The following is a 21,952-nucleotide window of genomic DNA, read 5'->3' as shown; positions in this document are numbered from 1 at the left end:
ACAGTCATCGGAATCTTCGCTCACACGTCTCAGCGTCTCGGAAATACCTACATGGCTAGGCTGCATTGACACCCTCTTCAAAGGAAGCAAGGAATGCATCCACGCCCCAATTCCCATCGCTTGCGCCGAGGTCGCTGTTCGGAGCAAGGGCGCGGCTACCTGGTAACTGCTGTCATTCATCGACGACGTCCAATATTCGCTGACTGCAAAGTCGGAAGATTGTTAGTAGCTGAATTTAAACGCGCCCATGACTCGGGCCTGGTTAACTCCTTGGCCTGGGTGGTGATGCCGGATCATTTCCACTGGCTATTGCAAATCAAGGATGCTCATCTGAGTCACGTCGTCGGCGCGGTCAAGGCCCGATGCACACATAGCGTCAACCGTACGACTGGAGCTTCGGGTCCGCTCTGGCAAAGCGGCTTCCACGACCGCGCAATCCGCGACAACAAAGACTTGCAGCCCGTCACCCGCTACATCATTGCCAATCCGCTTCGTGCGGGGCTGGTAAGCCGAATTGGCGATTACCCGCTCTGGGATGCCATCTGGTTCTGAAGCTGTGGCGAGGGGATTTATCCCCTCGCCACAGGGTTGCATGGTGCCTACAGGATTTCAGGGTGCCGGCCTGCCCACAATTTCCCTCCCCCACGCAAACCACCGTCTAAGCTTCAAGCAAGTCCGATCAATCTGCGTGAATGGATCAGTCGACTATGGGCGCTCTATGGCAAACCGATTCGAACAAACCTGTGGTCCCGACTGAACGTATGGAAGAAGCGCCTATACCCCAAAAAAAACGCCGCGCGCGGCATGGCTGGCGGGCGTTCTGGTTACTACTGCTGATTATTGTCGTGGTGGTCGGGCTCGCGGCGGCCAAGGAAATGCGTACCTCCAGGTTCCAGGCCAGGGAGATCAGCAAATACGCTGCCTCCCTGAGCTATTCGCTGCAACCGGGGCCCAGCGATGCCATCGTCTACCCCGGTGCCGGCCCATTCGACCGACGGTTGGGCTACAGCTCGCTGGGGGAGTTCCTGCCGCGACTGCTCAAGCGCAACTACGTGATCCAGGCCCAGACACGGTTTTCGCCGGCCTTGATGGACTACGTCGGAAAAGGCCTGTTCGTGCCCTACCCGGAAAAGATCCAGGCCGGCCTGACCATCACCGATTGCCGCGCCGCGCCGCTGTATCAGTTCAAGTACCCACAACAGCTGTATGCCAGTTTCGACGTCATCCCCCCCGTGGTCGTGCAGAGCTTGCTGTTCATCGAGAACCGCTTCCTGCTCGATCCCCGCCAGCCCCAGGCCAACCCGGCGGTGGACTGGCCGCGCTTCGGCATGGCGGCGTGGTCGCAGGTGGCCAAGCTGTTGAACCTGCCGGGACAGTCGGCCGGGGGCAGCACCCTGGCGACGCAACTGGAAAAGTACCGCCACTCTCCCGATGGCCTGACCGTCTCGGGGGGAGAAAAAATCCGCCAGATGATTTCCGCCAGCGTGCGCGCCTATCGGGCCGGTCCGCAGACCCTCGAGGCGCGGCAACGGATCGTGCGTGACTACCTCAACAGCGTGCCGCTTTCCGCCGTACCAGGGCATGGAGAGGTCCACGGCATGGCTGAAGGTCTGCGGGTCTGGTACGGCGCCGACTTCAACCGGGCCAATGAGCAGTTGTTCAGCACCGCCACCGATCCGCGGAGCCTGGCGGAAAAGGGGCTGGCGCTGAGGGAGATGCTGTCGTTGATGATCGCTCAGCGCCGCCCGTCCCACTACTTGTCCAGGGGCCATGACGAACTGGCAAGCCTGACGGACAGCCACATCCGGCTGCTGACCCAGAATGGTGTGATCGACGGCGCCCTGGCCGATGCCGCCCTGGCAAGCAAAGTCAGTTATCGCGACTGGGTGCAACAACCGACGATCCAGCCCAACGAAACCAACAAAGGCATCAGCGCCGCCCGCGGTCGGCTCGCCACGTTGCTCAACCGTCCCTTGTACGACCTCGATCGCCTGGACCTGTCCGCCACCAGCACCTTGCAGAACGACCTGCAGACCCAAGCCACCGAGTACCTCAAGCGCCTGGCCGACCCGGCTTTCGCGACCGAGATCGGTCTGATGGGAGAACGCCTGCTCACCCCCACCAGCACCACCCAGGTGCGCTACAGCTTTACCCTGCTGGAACTGACCCCGGACGGTTCACGCGTGCGGGTGCAGACCGACAGCACCGACCAGCCTTTCGACATCAACGAAGGCAGCAAACTCGAACTCGGTTCCACCGCCAAGCTGCGGGTGCTCACCACCTATTTGCAGATCATTGCCGAGTTGCACGACCGCTATGGCGCTGAAACCCCGGCGACTCTGAAAAAAGTCGATGTCGCCGAACAGGATCGCCTGTCCCGCTGGGCTGTCGACTACCTGATCCAGAACAGCGACCGCAGCCTGTCGAAGATGCTTGAGGCGGCGTTGGATCGTACGTATTCCGCCAGCCCTGGCGAGGCATTTTTTACCGGCGGCGGGCTGCACACCTTCCACAACTTCCGCAGCGAAGACAATGGCCGCAACCCCAGCTTGCGTGATGCGTTGCGGGAGTCGATCAACCTGCCCTTCATCCGCCTGATGCGCGATCTGGTGCGCTACGCCACGTATGCTGGCCCCAACAACAGCGCCGAATTGCTCAAGGACGACAGTAACCCGCGGCGCCAGGAATACCTGGCCCAATTCGCTGACCGCGAAGGCACCTCGTTCCTGCTCAGGTTCTGGAAGAAGTATCAGAAGAAGGACACCAGCCAGCGCCTCGAAACCTTTCTCGACAGCATGCACCCTACCGCGATCCGCCTGGCCGCCGTGCATCGCTATTTCTTCCCCAACGACAGCCAGGACAGTTTCAACCGCTTCGTGCGCTCGCACCTCAAATCGGTCAAGAGCAACGAAAAGCTCACCGATGAACGCCTGGAACGGCTCTACCAGAGCTACGGTCCCGGCGCCTACGACCTGCCGGACCAGGGCTTTATCGCCAAGGTCCACCCGCTCGATCTATGGTTGATGGGGTACCTGCTGAACAACCCCGACGCCAAGTTCAGCCAGATCGTCAAGGCGAGTGAGTTCGAACGCCAGGAAGTCTACAGTTGGTTGTTCAAGAGTCGGCACAAGAGCGCCCGCGACAGTCGAATACGCACTATGCTCGAGATCGAAGCGTTCCTGGATATCCACCAGCGCTGGCAGAAAGTCGGCTATCCGTTCGACCATCTCGTGCCCTCGCTGGCCACGGCTATCGGCAGCTCCGGCGACCGCCCTGCCGCACTGGCGGAGCTGGTGGGCACCATTCTCAACGACGGCATCCGCCAACCGGCACTACGGGTCGACAGCCTGCACTTTGCCGTCGATACCCCCTACGAAACCCAACTGGTCAATGATCCGGATAAAGGCAAGCGCGTGATGCCGGCTGAAGTGGCCCTCGCCCTGCGCGGTGCGTTGTCCCAGGTGGTGGATGCCGGCACCGCGAAACGGGTGGCCGGCAGTTTCAAACTGGCCGACGGTACGCCGCTGGCCATGGGCGGCAAGACCGGCACCGGCGACAACCGCATCGAAGCCATCGGCGCCGGTGGACGAGTGATCAGCTCCAAGGCGATCAACCGCACGGCCACCTTCGTGTTCTACATCGGCGACAGCCATTTCGGCACCCTCACCGCCTATGTACCCGGGGCCTCGGCGCAGAATTTCAAGTTCACCTCAGCCTTGCCGGTGCAGGTGCTCAAAGGGATGGCGCCGTTTCTCACGCCCTACTTGCAGCCGGGCAGCCATACCCAGTGCACGCCGTTGGTGGCGCGCCAGGGAGCCTCGTCGCCAGGGTAGAACTACCGGATCACCCGCGGTACCGCGTCGAAGATCACCGTGAAGTCGGCGTTGAACAGGCCTGTCTGGTCGGGGAGCGGTATGGTCGAGGCATAGATGACCATCTCTGCCTGCGTACCTGGGGTGGACGTGGGGTCATCCACCACCTCTTGGGGCGTGGAAGTCAGGGTGACGTTGTTGAACCGGACAAGCAGAGGAATGGCGCTGCTACCGTTGGTCAGCGCCGGCTGACCAGCCGGGAGATAGGCATGCACCGAACCGTCGGTGTTCTTCACGTCGAAGGTCTGGCGTACCGGGGTCAGTTGACTCTTCACCGGGTCCCAATACATGACCTCATCCTTGCCGAACTCCGGATCCCTGGGCTGCACATGGAACTGCTGGGTCGGAATGTTCGCCGTGATGTGAATCGACGAGCGTGCATCATCCGCCGCCTGCGCCGGCGAAGCACTCAGGGCAACGGCGCCCAGGGCCATTGCAGCTACCTTTTTATTGAACATGCCAAATACCTTTTTTAGCTGTGAGCAACAGAGATGGGTCAAGCAGAGATCCGCGGTACCGCGTCATAGATCACGGTGAAGTCGCCGGTGTAGAAGCCTGGCCGGCGCTGGACCGGCATGGCATCGGCACGGATCGTCATCTCGACCTGGGTACCGGGCGTGGAGGACGCATCGTCCACGACTTCCCGAGGCAAGCCATCCAGACGGACTTTGTTGAACCGGACCCTCAACGGGATTCTGGTATTGCCGTTGGACAGGAACGCCGCGCCGCCCTCGATGTAGGCGTGGATCGAACCTTCAGTGTGCTTCACGTCGAAGATCTGGCGCAAAATGCCCAGGTCGTCGTTCAGCGGGTTGTAATGCATGACCTCGTGCTTGCCGAACTCTGGATCCCGTGGCTGGACATGAAACTGCTGGGTTGGAATGTTCGCCTTGATATGAATGGCGGACCGCGCATCATCGGCCCCGAACGCCAGCGAAGAACTCAGGGTCGCGGCGCCCAGGGCCATGACGGAGACAAATTGCTTGAACATGCTTGCTACCTTTTTTCATCGTTATTGTTAAAGAAGCGTCCATGCCACTACTGCTAACCCGTGGCGAGGGAGCCTGTTCCCTCACCGCAAAGGTTCTCTACTGACTCAATGTGTTCCGTTCGCCCTACGGCGCCGTGGCGTCGAACACCATGTGTACCGTGCCGTAGTAGTCGCCAGGCTTGTAGTCGTCATCGGGCTTGATGGCGGCGATTTCCAGCGGCACCTGTCGGCCCGGCCGTGCCTCGGTGGCCGAGACCACCTGGGCGGAATCCAGGGTCAGTTCGACGCCGTTGAAGCGCACGCGCAAGTCGATGCGATCAAGGCCATTGGACAGATAAGCCTCCTCCCCGAGGCGCGCGCCAATGGAGCCGTTGCTGTTCTTCACCTCGTAAATGGCCCGCAACGGGCTCAGGTCCGAGGTGATGGTGCTGAACGGCAGGCGCTGTTCCCGCTGGACCAACTGCGGGTCGAGGGGCAACACATAAAAGTCGGCCGTCGGGATGGTCACGTAGAGTTCGAAGGTTTCCCTCTCGACAGCCCCCCAGGCCGAAGTCCAGGGCATCAGCAAGGCCATCAATGCGAGGGGCCGTAGCCGTGTCTTGATCATTTTGATTTACCTCTTGCGTCAATGACGGTTCAGCGACGGTCTCCGTCAGCTCTTGATCTCGACGTTCCGGGTCTTGCTGCCTTCGATCAGGGTGAAGCGATATTCACGCCCCGCTTCCTTGTCGAACGAAAACGTCCGGCCGGTCATGACGTGATGCTTGGTGGTCGGGCGGCATTCGTTCTCTTTCTTTGCTTCGCAGTCCTTGAACTCATCGATCACCACCACGCTGTTGCCGTTGTTGCGCAGCACGTAGCGATTGGTGTTGTTATCGATCACAGTGTCGAAGCGCGTGTCCTTGGGCCGCACGAAGAACACCGTGCCGTAACCCGCCAGTACTTTGACCCCGGCCCCCACGCGCTCTTTTTTATAGGCTTCGCGCTCTTCCGCGCTGACGGCGAATTCGTCTTCCGCTTCCGGCACCACCGGTACGAAGCGCACACGGAAGTAGCGCTCCTTGTCGCGGTTGCCCATGAACAGCAACCGCGTGCCCTGCACACCGTTGGCCGGCACGATCAGGCGCGCCGGGCTGGCCATCAGGCCATCCCTGGCCTGGGCACTGGCCTGGTTCTGCAAGGGCACCTCACTGTAGGTGCCGTCCTCGTTGTAGATGATTTCCAGGATGTTCACCTTGACGAAAGCCGTCGACGTCCCGCCGTTGAACACCCGCTTCATGTACGTGGTCTTGTTGCCGTCCAGGTAGTCGTAGACCACCCCGACACCGATCTGCGGACCGGCCTCGGCCACGCCGCAGAACAGGGAAAAGCCAACCCATGCCCATAGATGTTTCATCACTTGCTTAACCTCATGCATTGAACGCAACTCACTGAAATATTCTGGCCAGCAGGCCACTAGACTTCCGAATCCCAGATCACCGTGACGCTGCCGGTGTAGGCCTTGGCGCCACTGTCCAGCATCTCCTCGACGCTGCCCCGGGCGACTTCGAAGTGCAGCATTCCCAGCCTGCGATCGACGTAAAAACCCGGCTGGAACAGCTCGGTGCCGCTGCCGTCAAGCCGCAGCGGACGTTGGTCGACCGGTTGCCCGCCGGCGTCGGTCAGGCCTTCGGGCAGCGTCACCTTGATGTCCACCGGCACGGCATGGCCGGTGCCGGTTTCCGAGATCGCGCAGGTATTGCCGCTGACGTGCTGGCATTCGAGCCTCATCTTGAAACGAGACGAGGCCGAGATATGGAAGCGCTGGTCGCGAAACAGCCGCGTCGGTTTGCTCCCGCTGTTCAACCAGGCTTGCCAGCCCTCCTGGGGCACCAGTTCCACACGGTTGCCGCCGGGGGGTATCTCGACCTTGAGGGTGTGCTCGACATCGAGTTTGAAATTGAGAGTGATCACCGATTCATTGGGGATCATCAGGTCACCGAAGTCGAAGTCCTGCCCCGGACCGATGCCATAGACCAGAGAGCCGGTGTATTGGCCGGACGACATCTTCAACGGGTTGGGGGTGCGCAGTTCGTAGGCGAAGTTCATGGAGGTGTACTCCATGCCTGGGATCAGGTAACGGGCCCTTTTGGCACAGCTCCCTTCGACCGGTGTTTTCCAGAAGAAGGAATAGGCACGGTCGTTCAAGCTCGATTGGCTGCTGGACCGACAAGGTGCAGGGGCATACTTCCAGGTGGAGCCCCACAACATCGCATGAGCGGTCCCCATGTCCACTCCCCCTCCGACCAGGTCGATCACGCTGACCGGCAGGAAATACATCGAGCCAATGCCGGCGACGCGCACCTGGACGATTTCAGTCTCGCCTGTGCCGGTATGAGTGACCTGCGCCAGACGCCAATTGGCAGGCACATGGAATATCGCCCCTTGCCGCAGATCCGCATGATTGGCCTGGATGGGCGCATTGGAATACGAGTTGATGTTCCACTGAAGGCTGTACATGCTCTCCCTGTCACAGTCTGCCGGGTAAAAGGCGCAGTACCCTGAGACCGGCGTGGTATTTCGAAAGCTATTCTCGTGGGGCTTCGAAGGATCGGGCCTGAAGACTGCGGTGATCTCCTTGCTCACGGCATGGGCCGTCGATGCGCCGGCCAATAACATCACCGAAACCACACTACGCACTGCTACTGGTAGACCTTTCATCAATCCGTCACCTTCCTTTCGCCTCAGGCTGGCCAATCCAGGCCCTTTAAACTTCCGAATCCCAGATCACCGTGACATCGCCGGCGTAATGCGTGGCGCCGGTATCGAGCATCGCTTCGACACTGCTGCGGTCCACTTCGAAATGCAGCATCCCGAGCCGGCGATCGACGTATAAGCCGGGCTGGAACAACTCGGTGCCACTGCCATCGCGCAACAACCGGCGTCGGTTGACCGGTTGCCCCGCGCCGTCCGTCACGCCATCGGGCAGGGTCACGCCGACGTTCACCTGCACCGTGTGGCCGGTATCGGTTTCGGCAATCGCACAGGTGTTGCCGCTGATGTATTGGCATTCGAGCGCCATCTTGAAACGGGATGAGGCGGAGATATGGAAGCGCTGGTCACGGAACAGGCGCGTTGGCTTGCGTCCGCTGTTGAGCCAGGCTTGCCAGCCTTCCTGAGGCACCAACTCCACGCGATTGCCACCGGGAGGAACTTCGACCTTGAGGGTGTGCTCGACAGTCAGCTTGAAATCGAACGTGAGTATCGGATCGGAGGGGATCATGATATCGCCCATGTCCAGATCCTGGCCCGGCCCAATGCTGTAGGTCAAAGAACCCGTGTACAAACCACTCGACATTTTCAAGGGGTTCGGAGTGCGCAGTTCGTAGGCAAAGTCCAGATAGTCGTAAACCAGGCTGGGGATCAGAAAACTACTCTTTTTGGAGCAAGCCGCTTCGACTCGGGTCTTCCAGAAAAACCGGTAAGTCGTCGCGTTCAGACCTCCGTGACCGGTGTATCCGCAAGGTGAAGGGGGGTTCACCCAACTGTGCCCATAACCGCCCCATAACCGGTTGTGTGCCAGCGTAAGGTCTATGCTTGGATTACCTATCAGTTCGAGCACGTTCATCGGAAGACGGTATCTCGAACCGATTCCCGAAAAGCGCACTTCAACGGTTTCAATTTCACCCGTGCCGGCATGAGTCACCTGGGCGGTACGCCAGTTGGCGGGCACCTTGAACGTCGCCCCTTGCCGGTAGTCAGTGTGATTCGCCTGAATAGGGCCGACCGAATTGAAGCGGATAGGCAACTGAATACTGAATATCTTGGTGGCCGCGCAATCCGCCGGATAGAAGGTGCAATAGCCACTGACCGGGGTGGTATTGGTAAATTGATTCAGGTTTGGCTTCGAAGCATCGGGCCTGAATATCGCGCTGATATTCTGGTTCACGGCATTGGCAGCAGGCACGCAGGCAAGCAACAGCATCGAGACCACGCTGCTCACGGCTACCGATAAGAATTTCATTTATACAACCTCATACGTCAAAGCAAATCCCTGCAAGTTTTTGGGAGAAAATTTCACAGTGGGAGCAAGGCTTGCCCGCGATGCAGGCGCCTCGGTCTTCACGCGAACGGCGTTATCGTTCATCGCGGGCAAGCCTTGCTCCCACAACTCATGAACGCTGCTTCGCCGGGTCGGCCGCGGCCAGTGAGCTATCAGCCAGGCTGTCCGGCGTGCAACGCAGGTCGCCGATCATCAATACATCGCCTTCGTTACTGGCGTTTTCCGGGTCGAGACGGAAGCGGCAGAACAGCTGGTTGTCGTAGCGCACTTCCAGGGTCGGGGATGCGGCATTCATCTCCATGGAGAAGAATCCGTCCGCTTCGCTGACACCGCGGCTGGCGTGATTGATCACGTGATGGCCCCTGAGCGGTTGCCCCTGTTCGTCCAGCAGTCGGCCGAGCACGGTCACGGTTTTCAGCACGCTGACCTTGCGGTAGTCCACGCCGCCCTTGTTCAGGTGATAACGGGTGCGTGCCGGCTCGATGCTCGCCGCCGGTGGATGCACGCCCTCGAAGTCGAAGGTCACCATGCTGTTGCGGTAGGCGGTGATCGGCACGAAGTTACGGCCCGGGTGCAATGTGGTGCTGCCGCCGGTCAAGTCGTCGGCGCGCAGGATGATGTTGTCCAGGTCGGTTTCCACGTCGACGATCATCCCCGCGCCACGGCCCTGGGGCACACCGGTGAAGACGGCTTTCTGGCCGCCGACGGCCACGGTGCTGCTCAGGTTCAGGCCGCCCGTGAGATTGTCGTTATAGGACGAACGCTGGAGGAAACCGTCGCCATAGAGCGATTCGGTGCTGAAACTGGCGATGCCGGACAGGCCCACGCCATAGGTGTCGGTCAGCGCCGTGCCGGAGACGCTCTGCAGCACATGATCCTGGAGGTCACGGCGATAGGTCAGCGACGCGTTGTTGTCCCGGTCCCCCTCGCGGGAGGTGCGGGTGCCGATGCTGCCCGACCAATACTCGCCCGGCCCGCCCAGTGCCACGCTGAAGCTCAGGTCCACGCCGCGATTGCGACGGTCGCTGGTGCTCGAGGTGCCGGGACGATCGAACACCGACAACCGCCAGTTGGCATCGCTGCCACGCAACTTGCCGCGCTGGGTCCAGCCCAGGTCCAGGCCCGCGCCCTGGACATTGCCTTCGCTATAGGCCAGCCGTCCGCTGACGGAAGATTTGTTGCTCAAACGGTGGTTGACCGACAGCGATGAGTTGCTGGTCTGGCCGACGAACACATTGCGTTGCCGAATGCGAGTGCCGTCCGGCAGGGTTTCGTAAGTGTTGCGGGTGTCCAGCCAACTGCGGTTATGACTGGCGACGAGGCTGCCTTGGCCATAGCTGTACAGGGCCTGTACGTCCATGCCGTTGCCGTACTGTTCGGTCTGGTAGACGTTGGCGTACAGGCTGGTGTGAGAGGCCAGCGTCCAGTCTATCGACGTGCCGACCTGCAGCTTGTCCTGCACCTGGCGGGCGGAACCACCGACGATGACCCGCGGGTGCAGCAGGTAGTTGACGCCAAATCCCGCGGTGGTGAACCCCGACGGCTGTTCTTCCCAGTTGCTCCAGAGCCGGGTTTCGCGACCGGCGAACAGGTTGTAGCGCCAGCGCTCCTCGGTGCTGTTCCAATTGTTTGGTTTGTAGACCAGTTCCTGGCTGGTGGCGGTGGTTTGCCCATCCTCGATCAGCCGCACTTCCACTTCATAGATACCGCCGGGCAACGGGCGAGTGTCCAGGCTCTGCAAGCCTGCGCTGACGGCCTGGGTATTGATCAGCAGGCCGCTGCGATAAATCTCTACCGAAGCCTGGCGGCTCGCGGTGACGTAAATGGGGTAGACGCTGGGCTTGGGGTTTTCGACCACCAGGCTGTCGGAGCTGCCGTACATCACGCCCAATGCGGTGTCAGGGTTGGCACCGAACGAACGGATCTGACGGTTCAAGCCATCGGAGCTGGGGGTGAAATAACCCAGTCGAAAAAAATGGCCTTCCAACTCACGTTGGGTAAAGAGCTCATGGACGGCGTGGTAGATCTTGTCGTCCGGCCCACCCAGGCGGGAAAGCTGGAGGTCCAGGGACTGGCTCCAGTTACCCACGCTGGAACTGGCGTTGATGCCATAGCGGCCACCGGTTTCCTGTTCCTGGCCACCATTGATATTGAGTTGGTTATTGAAGATCAGGCCAAGGCTGCCGCCTTGGGGCTGGTCGTGATAGCGCAGTGCTTCGGTACTGCGCTCGACATCCCGGGTGAGGATCGACACCAGTGAATTTTCAAGACTGTAGTGCACCGCCAGCAGCCCGGCGGTGCAGTTCTTTTCACAGGCACCTAACAGTTGTCCCTGTTTGAGTGTCTGCTCCCATTGGTCCCGCTCGGCGGCTTTGATCGTGCTGTCGTGGGTGTCGGTGAATTCAAGCAGGGTAATGCGATCATCCCGCGTCAAGACCACCATGGCTTCACCGAGATACTGTTGATTGAGCTCAATACGAACAGCCAATGGCACGTCAAAGAAGTGGGCTTCAAACTCCGCCGGCAGGCCCTTGGCCTGGGACAGCAGGCTTGTCGGTGTCGTACCGGGGGCAGTCGGCGCGGCCAATGCACTCGCGCACAACAACAGCGCGAGCGCACCCGCGATGGGTGTCATCGGTAACATCAACGGACTCTCATAATCAGCGAGCTTTCGGTGTGTTTCAGGTTCAGGCCGACCGGCTGGGGAGAACCGGCCGGCCTGCTGCCGGCGAGGAGAGGCTCACCGGGCAACGAATGGCCTTACGGGCGCGGCACGGCGTCGAAGATGACGGTCATGTCGGCGGTGTACAGGCCGTTCTGGGTAGCGAGCGGCTTGGCCGGAACGATGGTCATCTCGGCCTGGGTACCCGGGGTGGAAGTTGCGTCATCGACCACTTCCTGGGACAGGGCGGTCAGGGTGACGCCATTGAAGGTCGTGGTCAGGGCGATGGCATCGCTGCCGTTGTACAGCGAAGCCGGGCCGCCTTCGATATAGGCATTGACGGAACCGTCGGTGTTCTTCACGTCATAGGTCTGACGCAGCGAAGTCAGGGTACCGCTGACCGTGTTGTAGGACATGGTTTCGTCCTTACCCCAGTTCCCGTCACGTGGCTGCACATGAAACTGCATGGTCGGGATATTCGCGGTGATGTGGATGGACGAACGTGCGTCATCGGCAGCGAAGGCCAGCGAAGAACTCAGGGCCGCGGCGGTCAGAGAAGCGACGGTTACGATTTTCATGAGCATTGTTAACACCTGTTCATAGCAATAAAGAGAGAAGGGCCGAAGTTGCACATCAATACAGCTTGGCGTGCCCCTTCAACGCCGGTGCATGATCGTCGCTCTTTAATTAAAAATAAGCAGGAAAGTTCGCAGCTTCATGTAGTAAATCGCACACGCAAAACAAAGAAAAATACGCATTTCTTGATAAGGCGTGACTTCGAATGTAAGAGCTTTCCGACACTCTCACTAGTTGCGGTTAAAACCTCCCAACGCCCATCCGGTTTCGTCCCGCATCCATAAGGGATTCAGGTAAGGTCTTGTTTCACTTCAAGTATGACGCAGCTGAGATATATCTTTTAACAAAGATATATCTATAGTCGAAGATATATCTACAGTCAAAGATATATCTCGGTTCTATTTATGCAGAACAGAGAGCAGATAGATGACAGTTCCTTATTGCCCCCCCACTCGCGAACAAGACCATTGCGATGGCTTCGAACGACGCCCGCCCAGTCGTGAGCGCGGTGGGCGCGGTCCTCGGGTGTTCGCTGCCGGCGACCTGAAGTTGCTGCTGTTGGCACTGATCGCCGAAAAGCCTTGTCACGGCTATGAGCTGATTCGCCAGATCGAGGCCATGTTCGACGGCGCCTACACCCCGAGTCCCGGCGTGATCTATCCCACCCTGACCCACCTGGAAATGAGTAAGATGGTCAGCGGAGACGCCGAGGGCGGGAAAAAATGTTACAGCGCAACCGACGTCGGACGTCTATTCCTTCACGACCAGGCCGAGGCACTGGAGGGTGTGCGGATGCGCGTTGAAGCCAGCAAGCGCATCCTGCGCGAGCAGGATCGACCGGCTGAAATCCACGAAGCGGTGGGTAATCTGCGGCGTGCCCTGCAGAGACACCAGGATCGCTGGAGTCCGGAAGAAATCCTGCGGATACGCGACCTGCTCAACGACACCGCCAAAGCCATCATTGACGGCCCCGCCCGTCCCCCTGTCTCGGAGTCAAGCGATGACTGAAATCGATCCAAACACCATTCACCGTGTCAGCCACGAGATCAAGCGTCGTCGCCTGCAAGTACTGCGGGTGGTGGACCTGACACCGCGCATGCGCCGCATCACCGTCGGTGGGCCGGAACTGGCCGGGTTTGTCAGCCTGGGCACGGATGATCATGTGAAACTGTTTTTCCCCCAGAACGCCGGGGAACGGGCCGCCCTGGAAACTTTCGATCCCAGCGCCGGCAAGGCCCAGGGCACACTGCCGGAAATGCGCGACTACACCCCACGCCGCTATGACCTGGAGACCCTGGAGCTGGATCTCGATTTCGTGCTCCATGGCGACGGCCCCGCCTCGACCTGGGCGGCCCAGGCTGAGCCTGGGCAGTACCTCAACATCGGTGGGCCAAGGGGCTCGATGATCGTGCCGGACATTTTCGACAGTTACCTGCTGATCGGTGACGAAACCGCCCTGCCCGCCATCGCTCGTCGCCTCGAGGGCCTGGCACCCAACCGGCGTGCGTTGGTGGTCGTGGAAGTGGAAAACGGTGCCGAACAACAAGTGCTGCATAGCTCCGCGCAGGTCCACGTGATCTGGGTGCTGCGCGAAGGTCGCCACGACAGCCTGCTGACCACCGTCCGTCAACTGGAAGTACCTGGCGGCAAGCTGTACGCCTGGGTCGCCACCGAAAGCAAGGTGTCTCGGCAGATTCGCAAGGTGTTGCTGGAGGAGAAAGGGTTGGACCAGAACTTCGTAAAAGCGGTGGGTTATTGGAAGGCGGATGGTAGCGAGGAGGAATAATCCTCTGACAAACCCGGCCTGCCGCAGCAAGGCAGATTTATCTGTGCCGAGGGGATTTATCTGTGGCGAGGGGATTTATCCCCGCTGGGCTGCGAAGCAGCCCTAAACCCAGTCAACTCGGGGTGTCAGGTAGATTGAGACTTCAGTGATGGGGGCCGCTACGCAACCCAACGGGGATAAATCCCCTCGCCACAGTTCCTAGTCGCCCTTGAGAAATTTGTTAAACAGGTGCCCCGCCCCATGCTTTTCCTGATCGCCTACATCGCCAGCGTCGTGCTGATCAATTACGCCTTTTCCGCCGCACCGCACCTGGACATCATCTGGTCGGCCTGGGGTGGCCTGGTATTCATCCTGCGGGACATGGTGCAGACCCGGTTCGGCCATGGCGCCATCGCGGCAATGCTGGCGGCGCTGGTGTTGTCCTATGTCACCTCGGACCCGACCATCGCCCTGGCCAGCGCCACGGCGTTCGCGGTATCCGAGTGCATCGACTGGCTGGTGTTCACGGTCACCAAGCGTCCGTTGCATGATCGGTTGTGGATCAGCTCGGCGCTGAGCATTCCCCTCGATACCTTCATCTTCTTCGGCCTGATCGATGCCCTGACCCCACCGGTGGTGATCACCGCACTGGCCTCGAAATTCGCCGGGGTCACCGCTGTCTGGCTGATCATGGCCTGGCGTTTGCGCAAACAGGCCGTCGTCGGCTGAAGCCAAACCCCGTGGTTCATGTAAAATGCCGCGCTTTCTCCCTATGGGAAGCTCGCCCGGCGCGCGACCCTCGATGATCCGCTCCTGTTTGAGGACCTTCAGATGACCCGTATCGGAACTCCCTTGTCGCCCAGCGCGACCCGCGTTTTGTTGTGTGGCAGCGGTGAGCTGGGCAAGGAAGTGGTAATCGAATTGCAGCGCCTGGGCGTGGAAGTGATCGCCGTGGATCGCTACGCCAATGCACCGGCCATGCAAGTAGCCCATCGTAGCCATGTGATCAATATGCTCGACGGTGCCGCCCTGCGTGCGGTAATCGAGGCCGAGAAGCCGCATTTCATCGTGCCGGAAATCGAAGCCATCGCTACCGCCACCCTGGTGGAACTGGAAGCCGAAGGCTTCACCGTGATCCCCACCGCCCGTGCCGCGCAACTGACCATGAACCGCGAAGGCATCCGTCGCCTGGCCGCCGAAGAGCTGGGCCTGCCGACCTCGCCGTACTTCTTCGCCGACACCGTGGAAGATTACCGCAAGGCCGTTGAAAGCCTGGGCTTCCCGTGTGTGGTCAAGCCGGTGATGAGCTCGTCGGGCAAGGGCCAGAGCCTGCTGCGCAGCAGCGATGACGTACAGAAAGCCTGGGACTACGCCCAGGAAGGCGGCCGCGCTGGCAAGGGCCGGGTCATCATTGAAGGCTTTATCGACTTCGACTACGAAATCACCTTGCTGACCGTGCGTCATGTCGGCGGTACCACCTTCTGTGCGCCGGTCGGTCACCGCCAGGAAAAAGGCGATTATCAGGAATCCTGGCAGCCCCAGGCCATGAGCCCGGCAGCGCTGGCCGAATCCGAGCGCGTCGCCAGGGCGGTGACCGAAGCCCTGGGAGGCCGTGGAATGTTCGGCGTCGAGCTGTTCATCAAGGGCGATCAGGTGTGGTTCAGCGAGGTTTCTCCGCGCCCTCACGACACCGGACTGGTGACATTGATTTCCCAGGACCTGTCGCAGTTCGCTCTGCACGCTCGCGCGATTCTCGGCCTGCCGATCCCGCTGATCCGTCAGTTCGGTCCATCGGCGTCGGCTGTGATCCTGGTGGAAGGCCAGTCGACCCAGACCGCTTTCGCCAACCTTGGCGTGGCCCTGAGCGAACCGGACACCGCGCTGCGTCTGTTTGGCAAACCGGAAGTCAACGGCCAACGCCGCCTGGGCGTTGCCCTGGCCCGCGACGAGTCCATCGAAGCCGCTCGTGCCAAGGCGACCCGGGCTTCCCAGGCGGTGAAGATCGAACTCTAAAATCCTGACTGGCGCTGTGCCCTGTGGGAGCAAGGCTTGCCCGCGATGAAGGCGATGCGGTCTTCTTGAAACCCAGTTGTCTGTATCGCGAGCAAGCTTTGCTCCCACAGGCTTTGCTCCCATAGGAAGCTTTTCTTCTACAGTGCCGGTTAAATAAAAAGGCGACACCCGCAAGGGTGTCGCCTTTTTCATGAGCGCAGGTTGGGCTTAATCCGGCAGTTTGTACGCGATGACATAGTCACCCTGCTTGGTACCCAGGGAACCATGACCGCCAGCAACCACCAGCACATATTGCTTGCCGTCCTTGCCGGTGTAGGTCATCGGCGTGGTCTGGGCGCCGGCGGGCAGGCGACCTTCCCACAGTTGCTTGCCGTTTTTCACGTCATAGGCACGCAGGTACTGGTCCAGGGTACCGCTCAGGAACGCCACGCCACCGGCGGTGGTGAACGTGCCGCCCAGGCTCGGTACGCCCATGCTCAGCGGAATCGGCACTGGCGAGCTGTCACGCACGGTGCCGTTCTTGTGTTTCCACAGGGTTTTGTTGTTGGTCAGGTCGACAGCGGCCACATAACCCCAGGCCGGAGCCTGGCAGGGCAGGCCCATAGGCGAGAGCAGCGCTTCGAGGATCACGCCATAGGGCGCGCCCTTGTTCGGCTGCACGCCTTCGGTTTCGCTCTTGCGTCCCGGGCCACCGGCCACTTCGGCCGCCGGTACCAGCTTCGACTTGAACGCCATGTAGCTCGGGTTGACGAAAGCGATCTGGCGCACCGGGTCAACCGAGATACCGCCCCAGTCGAACACGCCGAAGTTACCCGGGTAAACGATGGAACCCTGCAGCGACGGCGGCGTGTACATGCCGTCGTAGCGCAGCGACTTGAAGTCGATCCGGCAGAGCATCTGGTCAAACGGGGTCACGCCCCACATGTCGCGTTCCTTGAGGACCGGCGGCACGAAGTTCAGGTCGGACATCGGCTGGGTCGGCGAGGTGTGGTCACCTTCCACTGCGCCTTGCGGCACCGGGATCTCCTTGATAGGAATGATCGGCTGACCGTTGCTGCGGTCCAGCACGTAGATGCTGCCCTGCTTGGTCGAGGCCAGTACCGCCGGTTTCACGCCGTCAGCGGTCTTCATGTCCATCAGGGTCGGTTGACCGCCGACGTCCATGTCCCACAGGTCGTGATGAGTGAACTGGAAGTACCAGCGCACCTTGCCGGTGGCGATGTCCAGCGCGGTCAGGCCGGCAGAGTATTTTTCCGATTCCGGGGTACGCAGGCCACCGAACTGGTCGGGGGTCTGGTTGCCCATCGGCAGGTAGAGCATGCCGAGTTTTTCGTCGACGCTGAACATGGACCACATGTTCGGCGAATTGCGGGTGTAGGTCTGGCCCTCGGCAATCGGCGTGGTGTCGTCCGGCTTGCCGCTGTCCCAGTTCCACACCAGCTTGCCGGTGTGCACGTCGTAGGCGCGGATAACGCCACTGGGCTCATCAGTGGAAACGTTGTCGGTGACGTGGCCGCCGATCACCACCAGGTTCTGGGTGACTGCCGGAGGCGAGGTGGAGTAGTAACCACCCGCGGTGAAGCCACCGATGTTGGCGCTCAGGTCGACCTGGCCTTTGTCACCGAAGTCTTCGCACATCTTGCCGGTGTCGGCATTGAGGGCGATCAGGCGGGTGTCGGCAGTCGGCAGGAAAATCCGGCGCGGGCATACCGTGCTGACCGGCGTGGTACTGGCAGTACCGGTGGGGCTCTGCTCGGCAGAGGCGTACACGGCGTCATCGTGATAGCTCACGCCACGGCAGGTCATATGTGCCCAACCCTTGAAGTTTTCCGCCTTCTGCGTGGAAAGCTTCGGATCGAAACGCCAGATTTCCTTACCGGTTTCAGGCTCCAGGGCAATCACCTGGCTGTGGGGGGTGCACACGTAGAGCATGCCGTTGACTTTCAGCGGAGTGTTTTCAGCGGTGGTCTCGCCCGGGTCGTTCGGCCCCGGCAAGTCGCCAGTACGATAGGTCCAGGCCGGCACCAGCTTGCTGACGTTCTGCGGCGTGATTTGCGCCAACGGCGAATAACGGTCGCCATGGGCGCTACGGCCATAGGAGTTCCAGTCGCCGTCGGCCATTGCCGGTGCGGTGTTGGCCATGCCCGCTACGTTGTCGCGATCCAACTGCCCCTTGATTTCACCCGGATTGGTGAACTGGCTGGCAAGCGCCGCGACACCGGCGATAACCACAGCGGCACCCAATGCGCGGGTGCCCATGGGGGACGCGTCGGCGGTCAGCAGCGGACGGCGGAACCACGGCAACAACATGACGATGCCCAGGGCGAACAACATTGCCAGGCGCGGCACCAGTTGCCACCAATCCAGGCCCACTTCCCACAGTGCCCATACCGTACTGGCGAATAGCACCAGCGCGTACAGGCCCAGGGCCGCACGGCGGGCCATGATCAGCAGCACACCGGTCAGTGCCAGGCCGATACCGGCCAGCAGGTAGTACCACGAACCGCCAAGCGTGCTCAGCTTGACCCCGCCGGCCAACAGGGCCAGGCCCATCAATAGAAGCAGAATGCCGAGCAGGCTCGGTAGCAGACGGCCTCGATTCAAAGCACCTTCAGTGCTCATAGTGTGATTCTCCGTGATATTTAAGGAGTCCCGCGCAAGTAGTCACTTTAGATGACGATCTTGCGGAGGCATGGTTCAGTAAAAAGCTGACCCGCTATCAGCAGCCTCTTGTGGGAGCGAGCCTGCTCGCGATTGCGGTGGATCACCCAACACGCCTGTTGAATGTGACGCCGCAATCGCGAGCAGGCTCGCTCCCACATGAGGTTGCAGGGCAAGACAGCGCTATCTTTTAAAATCCTGATACGTCAGGAGAACCGTTTCAGCAAGGGGGGCGCAAGAATAATGGCCTGCTACCAATAGAGAAAGCGCTTTTACCGACATGAATCTTTTCGAATCCGGTAACAGTGTTACCACTAGACTTCCAACCCATGGGCGCCTCGGATAAGGTGCGCGGCATATTCCTTTCACGCAAATACCTCCATGACCGAACAGCACAACAACCCCCTGCACGGCGTGACGCTGGAGCAGATCCTCAACGCCCTGGTGCAGCACTACGAATGGTCGGGCCTGGCCGAGCGCATCGATATCCGTTGTTTCAAGAGCGACCCGAGCATCAAGTCGAGCCTGACCTTCCTGCGCAAGACGCCATGGGCACGGGAGAAAGTCGAGCGGTTGTATATCAAGTTGATGCGTACCAAGCGGCCGGTCTGAATCATGAGCATTCGACAGCGCTTCGTATCGGTGGCAGCGCTGCTGGGCTGGGCGGGATTGAGCATCCAGCTGTATCTGATTCTGTTGGGGCGCTGGGAACTGGGCACGAGCCTGCTGGGCGGCCTGATGAATGCCTTCAGTTTCTTCACGGTGCTGACCAACACCCTGGTGGCCGTGGTATTGACGTGCGAAGTGACCCGACGCGAATCGGCCGCACGACGCTGGTTCCTGCGGCCCGCCGTCAGCAGCGGTATCGCCGTGAGCATCGCCCTGGTCTGCCTGGCCTATAACCTGTTGCTGCGTCATCTATGGCAACCCGAAGGCTGGCAGTTCCTAGCCGATGAGTTATTGCACGACGTAATGCCGCTGCTGTTCATCACCTATTGGTGGCGGTGCGTGCCCAAAGGCACCCTGCATCTCTGGCACATCGGGCTTTGGGTGATTTACCCCATGGTGTATTTCGCCCATGTCCTGTTGCGGGGGAGTTTTCTGGGAGCGTACCCCTACCCTTTCATCGACGTGGCAACGCTGGGTTATCCACAGGTGTTCATCAATGCCGGGGAGATATTGCTGGGGTTTATCGGGATCGCGCTGGGGGTGGTGGGATTGGATCGGTGGATGGGGCAACGGTATTAGAAGACTGCCACGTGGCGAGGGGATTTATCCCCTCGCCACAGAGGACTTGTACTCAAGACCTTCCCGACAACATCCACACCAACCCACTGGCCTTTGCCCGCTCGTGACATAAGGCCAATACGCTACGCCGTTCATCGTTGTCCATGCTGCGCCAACGAGTGATCTCGGACACGGTGCGCTGGCAGCCGGTGCAGACGTCGTCATCGTCCAGCGAGCAGATATTCACGCAGGGCGAAGGCACCGGACGTTCGGAGGTGTTCATGATTCCTGCTCTGCCAGGTCGCGGGCGTAGCGCTGTGCGTTGTGGACGTAATGCGCCGCGCTGGCCTCGAGCATTTTCTTCTGAGCCTCGGTCAATTCCCGCACGACCTTGCCAGGTGAGCCCATCACCAGCGAACCGTCAGGGATTTCCTTGTTTTCGCCGATCAACGCGTTGGCGCCAATGATGCAGTTCTTGCCGATCTTCGCGCCGTTGAGAATCACCGCATTGATGCCGATGAGGCTGTAATCCCCCACGGTGCAGCCGTGTAGCATGGCGTTATGGCCAATGGTCACGCCGGTACCTATGGTCAGTGGAAAGCCCATGTCGGTGTGCATCACCGTGCCGTCCTGCACGTTGCTGTCCTTGCCGATCAGGATCAACTCATTATCGCCGCGCAGCACGGCGTTGAACCAGACACTGGCGCCTTCTTCGAGGCGGACCTTGCCCACCAGCGTGGCGTTGGGCGCAACCCAGCTCTGTGGGTGGGTTTCGACACGGGCATCGCCCAAGCGGTATTTCATGAAGATCCTCGGGCTCAGGTATTGATGAAGCTTCTGGGTGGTTTGTGCAGATCAATGCCGGCGTCGAACAGCAGGTTCACCAACTCGACAATCATGATCGCCGTCAGGCCCCATATCTTGTACTCGCCAAAACGGTAGCTGGGCACGTACCAACTGCAGCCCTGGTAGTCGATGCGATGGGTGTGTTCGCGGGGATCCCTGCGGAAAAATTCCAACGGCACATTGAATACCGCGGCGATCTCGGCATCGTTGGCCTGATACTCGACGAAATCCGGAATCACTCCGACATAAGGCGTGACCTTGATGCCATGCAGCGAAATCAACGGGCTGAGGGGACCGATCACTTCCACCAGGCCGGGGGGCAGGCCGATTTCCTCTTCGGCTTCGCGCAGGGCGGTGAAGATCAGATCCGGGTCCTCCGGGTCGCGTCGCCCGCCGGGAAAGGCCACTTCGCCACCATGGGTCGAAAGCCCGCTGGCGCGCAAGGTCAGTACCAGCTCCGGCTCGCCACTGCGAGTGATCGGCACCAGCACCGCGGCTTCAGGGAAACGTCGGTCGGCCTGCAGGTCACGCGGGGTATGGTTGCTTACTCGATGCAGTAGCTCGTCCAGCATGAGACTTCTCGATTTATTCGCTACCTTGCATCATGCACCAATCGTTGAAGCGGCCCAACCCCCGGACCGCGTCGTGTCGCGAAACGACAACTTGCCGACACCCGCCTCGCACGCCAAGATAGGCGCAGCATTCAGGAACCCAAGCATGAAATTCTGCAGCCAGTGCGGTAACCCGGTGACCCAGCGCATACCCGAAGGCGACTCGCGCCTGCGCTTTGTCTGCGACACCTGCCACACCATCCACTACCAGAACCCCAATATCGTGGCCGGTTGCATACCGACCTGGGGCAGCAAAGTCCTGCTGTGCCGACGCGCCATCGAGCCGCGACGCGGTTATTGGACCCTGCCGGCGGGCTTCATGGAAAACGGGGAAACCGTCGAGCAGGCCGCCGAGCGCGAAACCGCCGAGGAAGCCTGCGCCCGGGTGCGAAATTTAAGCATCTATACGTTGATCGACGTACCGCACATCAGCCAGGTCCATGTATTCTTCCGCGCCGAGCTGGTGGACGAGGATTTCTCCGCCGGCCCCGAGAGCCTGGAAGTGAAGCTGTTCGAAGAAGCGGACATTCCATGGGACGAACTGGCTTTTCGCACAGTGGGCCGTACCCTGGAATATTTTTATGCTGACCGACGAACCGAGCATTACCCGGTGCGATCCGAATCGATCCCGCCACTGGCTCAGCCTGCCAAGACCTGAAAAAACCATATCGTCACGACACTTCTAG

The 21,952-nt window shown here is 60.3% G+C and carries 21 protein-coding genes; 9 read left to right on the top strand and 12 right to left on the bottom strand.

Features of this window, described 5'->3' with window-relative positions:
- Positions 1 to 93 precede the first annotated feature (93 nt).
- Complete coding sequence (locus AD665_RS12290; protein ID WP_053192256.1) at positions 94 to 552, top strand: REP-associated tyrosine transposase; 459 nt, start codon at positions 94 to 96, stop codon at positions 550 to 552.
- Between the two features lie 155 nt (positions 553 to 707).
- Positions 708 to 3,833, top strand: a complete 3,126-nt coding sequence (locus AD665_RS12285; protein ID WP_024780915.1) for a transglycosylase domain-containing protein — start codon at positions 708 to 710, stop codon at positions 3,831 to 3,833.
- Positions 3,834 to 3,835: 2 nt separating this feature from the next.
- Here the strand turns inward: AD665_RS12285 and AD665_RS12280 are convergent, their stop codons facing one another.
- The 8 genes from AD665_RS12280 to AD665_RS12245 form a co-directional block, all read right to left on the bottom strand.
- On the bottom strand, positions 3,836 to 4,330 hold the full coding sequence (locus AD665_RS12280; RefSeq protein ID WP_024780914.1) for a CS1 type fimbrial major subunit: 495 nt from the start codon (positions 4,328 to 4,330) through the stop codon (positions 3,836 to 3,838).
- A gap of 38 nt (positions 4,331 to 4,368) precedes the next feature.
- On the bottom strand, positions 4,369 to 4,863 hold the full coding sequence (locus AD665_RS12275) for a CS1 type fimbrial major subunit (protein WP_024780913.1): 495 nt from the start codon (positions 4,861 to 4,863) through the stop codon (positions 4,369 to 4,371).
- Positions 4,864 to 4,987: 124 nt separating this feature from the next.
- Entirely contained in the window at positions 4,988 to 5,470 is a 483-nt protein-coding gene (locus AD665_RS12270) for a CS1 type fimbrial major subunit (RefSeq protein ID WP_024780912.1), read from the bottom strand.
- Between the two features lie 45 nt (positions 5,471 to 5,515).
- On the bottom strand, positions 5,516 to 6,259 hold the full coding sequence (locus AD665_RS12265; RefSeq protein ID WP_024780911.1) for a pilus assembly protein: 744 nt from the start codon (positions 6,257 to 6,259) through the stop codon (positions 5,516 to 5,518).
- A 59-nt stretch (positions 6,260 to 6,318) separates the two neighbouring features.
- Complete coding sequence (locus AD665_RS12260; protein WP_053192254.1) at positions 6,319 to 7,563, bottom strand: hypothetical protein; 1,245 nt, start codon at positions 7,561 to 7,563, stop codon at positions 6,319 to 6,321.
- A 46-nt stretch (positions 7,564 to 7,609) separates the two neighbouring features.
- The gene (locus tag AD665_RS12255; protein ID WP_024780909.1) at positions 7,610 to 8,866 is read right to left on the bottom strand and encodes a hypothetical protein; all 1,257 of its coding nucleotides are present in this window, start codon (positions 8,864 to 8,866) and stop codon (positions 7,610 to 7,612) included.
- Positions 8,867 to 9,014: 148 nt separating this feature from the next.
- Positions 9,015 to 11,549, bottom strand: a complete 2,535-nt coding sequence (locus AD665_RS12250) for a CS1-pili formation C-terminal domain-containing protein (RefSeq protein ID WP_024780908.1) — start codon at positions 11,547 to 11,549, stop codon at positions 9,015 to 9,017.
- Between the two features lie 116 nt (positions 11,550 to 11,665).
- The gene (locus tag AD665_RS12245) at positions 11,666 to 12,151 is read right to left on the bottom strand and encodes a CS1 type fimbrial major subunit (RefSeq protein WP_024780907.1); all 486 of its coding nucleotides are present in this window, start codon (positions 12,149 to 12,151) and stop codon (positions 11,666 to 11,668) included.
- A 418-nt stretch (positions 12,152 to 12,569) separates the two neighbouring features.
- Here AD665_RS12245 and AD665_RS12240 point away from each other — a divergent pair, with 418 nt between their 5' ends.
- The 4 genes from AD665_RS12240 to purT all read left to right on the top strand — a co-directional run bounded on the left by AD665_RS12240 (position 12,570) and on the right by purT (position 15,921).
- Positions 12,570 to 13,151: a PadR family transcriptional regulator gene (locus AD665_RS12240; protein WP_024780906.1), complete on the top strand. Its 582-nt coding sequence runs from the start codon at positions 12,570 to 12,572 to the stop codon at positions 13,149 to 13,151.
- Positions 13,144 to 13,929, top strand: a complete 786-nt coding sequence (locus tag AD665_RS12235; protein WP_024780905.1) for a siderophore-interacting protein — start codon at positions 13,144 to 13,146, stop codon at positions 13,927 to 13,929. Before AD665_RS12240 ends, AD665_RS12235 begins: the two co-directional genes overlap by 8 nt.
- A 240-nt stretch (positions 13,930 to 14,169) precedes the next feature.
- Complete coding sequence (locus tag AD665_RS12230; protein ID WP_024780904.1) at positions 14,170 to 14,637, top strand: VUT family protein; 468 nt, start codon at positions 14,170 to 14,172, stop codon at positions 14,635 to 14,637.
- Positions 14,638 to 14,739: 102 nt separating this feature from the next.
- Positions 14,740 to 15,921 carry a formate-dependent phosphoribosylglycinamide formyltransferase gene (gene purT / locus AD665_RS12225; protein ID WP_024780903.1) on the top strand — a complete coding sequence of 394 codons (1,182 nt, stop codon included), beginning with the start codon at positions 14,740 to 14,742 and terminating at the stop codon, positions 15,919 to 15,921.
- A 207-nt stretch (positions 15,922 to 16,128) separates the two neighbouring features.
- On the opposite strand, the gene AD665_RS12220 is transcribed toward purT, so the two are convergent.
- Complete coding sequence (locus AD665_RS12220; protein WP_024780902.1) at positions 16,129 to 18,543, bottom strand: glucose/quinate/shikimate family membrane-bound PQQ-dependent dehydrogenase; 2,415 nt, start codon at positions 18,541 to 18,543, stop codon at positions 16,129 to 16,131.
- A 420-nt stretch (positions 18,544 to 18,963) separates the two neighbouring features.
- On the opposite strand from AD665_RS12220, the gene AD665_RS12215 reads away from it, so the two are divergent.
- Together AD665_RS12215 and AD665_RS12210 are read left to right on the top strand one after the other, a co-directional pair.
- A complete protein-coding gene (locus AD665_RS12215; RefSeq protein WP_024780901.1) occupies positions 18,964 to 19,194 on the top strand; it encodes a VF530 family protein in 231 nt (76 codons plus the stop codon).
- A 3-nt stretch (positions 19,195 to 19,197) separates the two neighbouring features.
- Positions 19,198 to 19,830 carry a Pr6Pr family membrane protein gene (locus tag AD665_RS12210; RefSeq protein WP_053192251.1) on the top strand — a complete coding sequence of 211 codons (633 nt, stop codon included), beginning with the start codon at positions 19,198 to 19,200 and terminating at the stop codon, positions 19,828 to 19,830.
- Positions 19,831 to 19,882: 52 nt separating this feature from the next.
- Here the strand turns inward: AD665_RS12210 and AD665_RS12205 are convergent, their stop codons facing one another.
- From AD665_RS12205 to AD665_RS12195, 3 genes are read right to left on the bottom strand one after another with little or no spacing between them, the layout of a single operon-like run.
- Positions 19,883 to 20,092, bottom strand: coding sequence for a DUF1289 domain-containing protein (locus AD665_RS12205; protein ID WP_024780899.1), 210 nt, complete (start codon positions 20,090 to 20,092; stop codon positions 19,883 to 19,885).
- A complete protein-coding gene (locus tag AD665_RS12200; protein ID WP_024780898.1) occupies positions 20,089 to 20,613 on the bottom strand; it encodes a gamma carbonic anhydrase family protein in 525 nt (174 codons plus the stop codon). The genes AD665_RS12205 and AD665_RS12200 overlap by 4 nt, the downstream gene beginning before the upstream one ends.
- A gap of 14 nt (positions 20,614 to 20,627) precedes the next feature.
- Positions 20,628 to 21,227 carry a CoA pyrophosphatase gene (locus AD665_RS12195; protein WP_024780897.1) on the bottom strand — a complete coding sequence of 200 codons (600 nt, stop codon included), beginning with the start codon at positions 21,225 to 21,227 and terminating at the stop codon, positions 20,628 to 20,630.
- Positions 21,228 to 21,372: 145 nt separating this feature from the next.
- Here AD665_RS12195 and AD665_RS12190 point away from each other — a divergent pair, with 145 nt between their 5' ends.
- Complete coding sequence (locus tag AD665_RS12190; protein ID WP_024780896.1) at positions 21,373 to 21,924, top strand: NUDIX hydrolase; 552 nt, start codon at positions 21,373 to 21,375, stop codon at positions 21,922 to 21,924.
- The last annotated feature ends 28 nt before the right edge of the window (positions 21,925 to 21,952 follow it).

This window comes from Pseudomonas corrugata, from assembly GCF_001269905.1.
Classification (GTDB): Bacteria; Pseudomonadota; Gammaproteobacteria; order Pseudomonadales; family Pseudomonadaceae; genus Aquipseudomonas; species Aquipseudomonas corrugata.
This window is presented reverse-complemented; position numbering and strand designations above follow the sequence as displayed.

Excerpts from the sequence above, each read along its gene's own strand:
- AD665_RS12290 (WP_053192256.1), top strand. The coding sequence starts at position 94 with ATGCATCCACGCCCCAATTCCCATCGCTTGCGCCGAGGTCGCTGTTCG.
- AD665_RS12285 (WP_024780915.1), top strand. The coding sequence starts at position 708 with ATGGGCGCTCTATGGCAAACCGATTCGAACAAACCTGTGGTCCCGACT.
- AD665_RS12280 (WP_024780914.1), bottom strand. The coding sequence starts at position 4,330 with ATGTTCAATAAAAAGGTAGCTGCAATGGCCCTGGGCGCCGTTGCCCTG.
- AD665_RS12275 (WP_024780913.1), bottom strand. The coding sequence starts at position 4,863 with ATGTTCAAGCAATTTGTCTCCGTCATGGCCCTGGGCGCCGCGACCCTG.
- AD665_RS12270 (WP_024780912.1), bottom strand. The coding sequence starts at position 5,470 with ATGATCAAGACACGGCTACGGCCCCTCGCATTGATGGCCTTGCTGATG.
- AD665_RS12265 (WP_024780911.1), bottom strand. The coding sequence starts at position 6,259 with ATGAAACATCTATGGGCATGGGTTGGCTTTTCCCTGTTCTGCGGCGTG.
- AD665_RS12260 (WP_053192254.1), bottom strand. The coding sequence starts at position 7,563 with ATGAAAGGTCTACCAGTAGCAGTGCGTAGTGTGGTTTCGGTGATGTTA.
- AD665_RS12255 (WP_024780909.1), bottom strand. The coding sequence starts at position 8,866 with ATGAAATTCTTATCGGTAGCCGTGAGCAGCGTGGTCTCGATGCTGTTG.
- AD665_RS12250 (WP_024780908.1), bottom strand. The coding sequence starts at position 11,549 with ATGTTACCGATGACACCCATCGCGGGTGCGCTCGCGCTGTTGTTGTGC.
- AD665_RS12245 (WP_024780907.1), bottom strand. The coding sequence starts at position 12,151 with ATGCTCATGAAAATCGTAACCGTCGCTTCTCTGACCGCCGCGGCCCTG.
- AD665_RS12240 (WP_024780906.1), top strand. The coding sequence starts at position 12,570 with ATGACAGTTCCTTATTGCCCCCCCACTCGCGAACAAGACCATTGCGAT.
- AD665_RS12235 (WP_024780905.1), top strand. The coding sequence starts at position 13,144 with ATGACTGAAATCGATCCAAACACCATTCACCGTGTCAGCCACGAGATC.
- AD665_RS12230 (WP_024780904.1), top strand. The coding sequence starts at position 14,170 with ATGCTTTTCCTGATCGCCTACATCGCCAGCGTCGTGCTGATCAATTAC.
- purT (WP_024780903.1), top strand. The coding sequence starts at position 14,740 with ATGACCCGTATCGGAACTCCCTTGTCGCCCAGCGCGACCCGCGTTTTG.
- AD665_RS12220 (WP_024780902.1), bottom strand. The coding sequence starts at position 18,543 with ATGAGCACTGAAGGTGCTTTGAATCGAGGCCGTCTGCTACCGAGCCTG.
- AD665_RS12215 (WP_024780901.1), top strand. The coding sequence starts at position 18,964 with ATGACCGAACAGCACAACAACCCCCTGCACGGCGTGACGCTGGAGCAG.
- AD665_RS12210 (WP_053192251.1), top strand. The coding sequence starts at position 19,198 with ATGAGCATTCGACAGCGCTTCGTATCGGTGGCAGCGCTGCTGGGCTGG.
- AD665_RS12205 (WP_024780899.1), bottom strand. The coding sequence starts at position 20,092 with ATGAACACCTCCGAACGTCCGGTGCCTTCGCCCTGCGTGAATATCTGC.
- AD665_RS12200 (WP_024780898.1), bottom strand. The coding sequence starts at position 20,613 with ATGAAATACCGCTTGGGCGATGCCCGTGTCGAAACCCACCCACAGAGC.
- AD665_RS12195 (WP_024780897.1), bottom strand. The coding sequence starts at position 21,227 with ATGCTGGACGAGCTACTGCATCGAGTAAGCAACCATACCCCGCGTGAC.
- AD665_RS12190 (WP_024780896.1), top strand. The coding sequence starts at position 21,373 with ATGAAATTCTGCAGCCAGTGCGGTAACCCGGTGACCCAGCGCATACCC.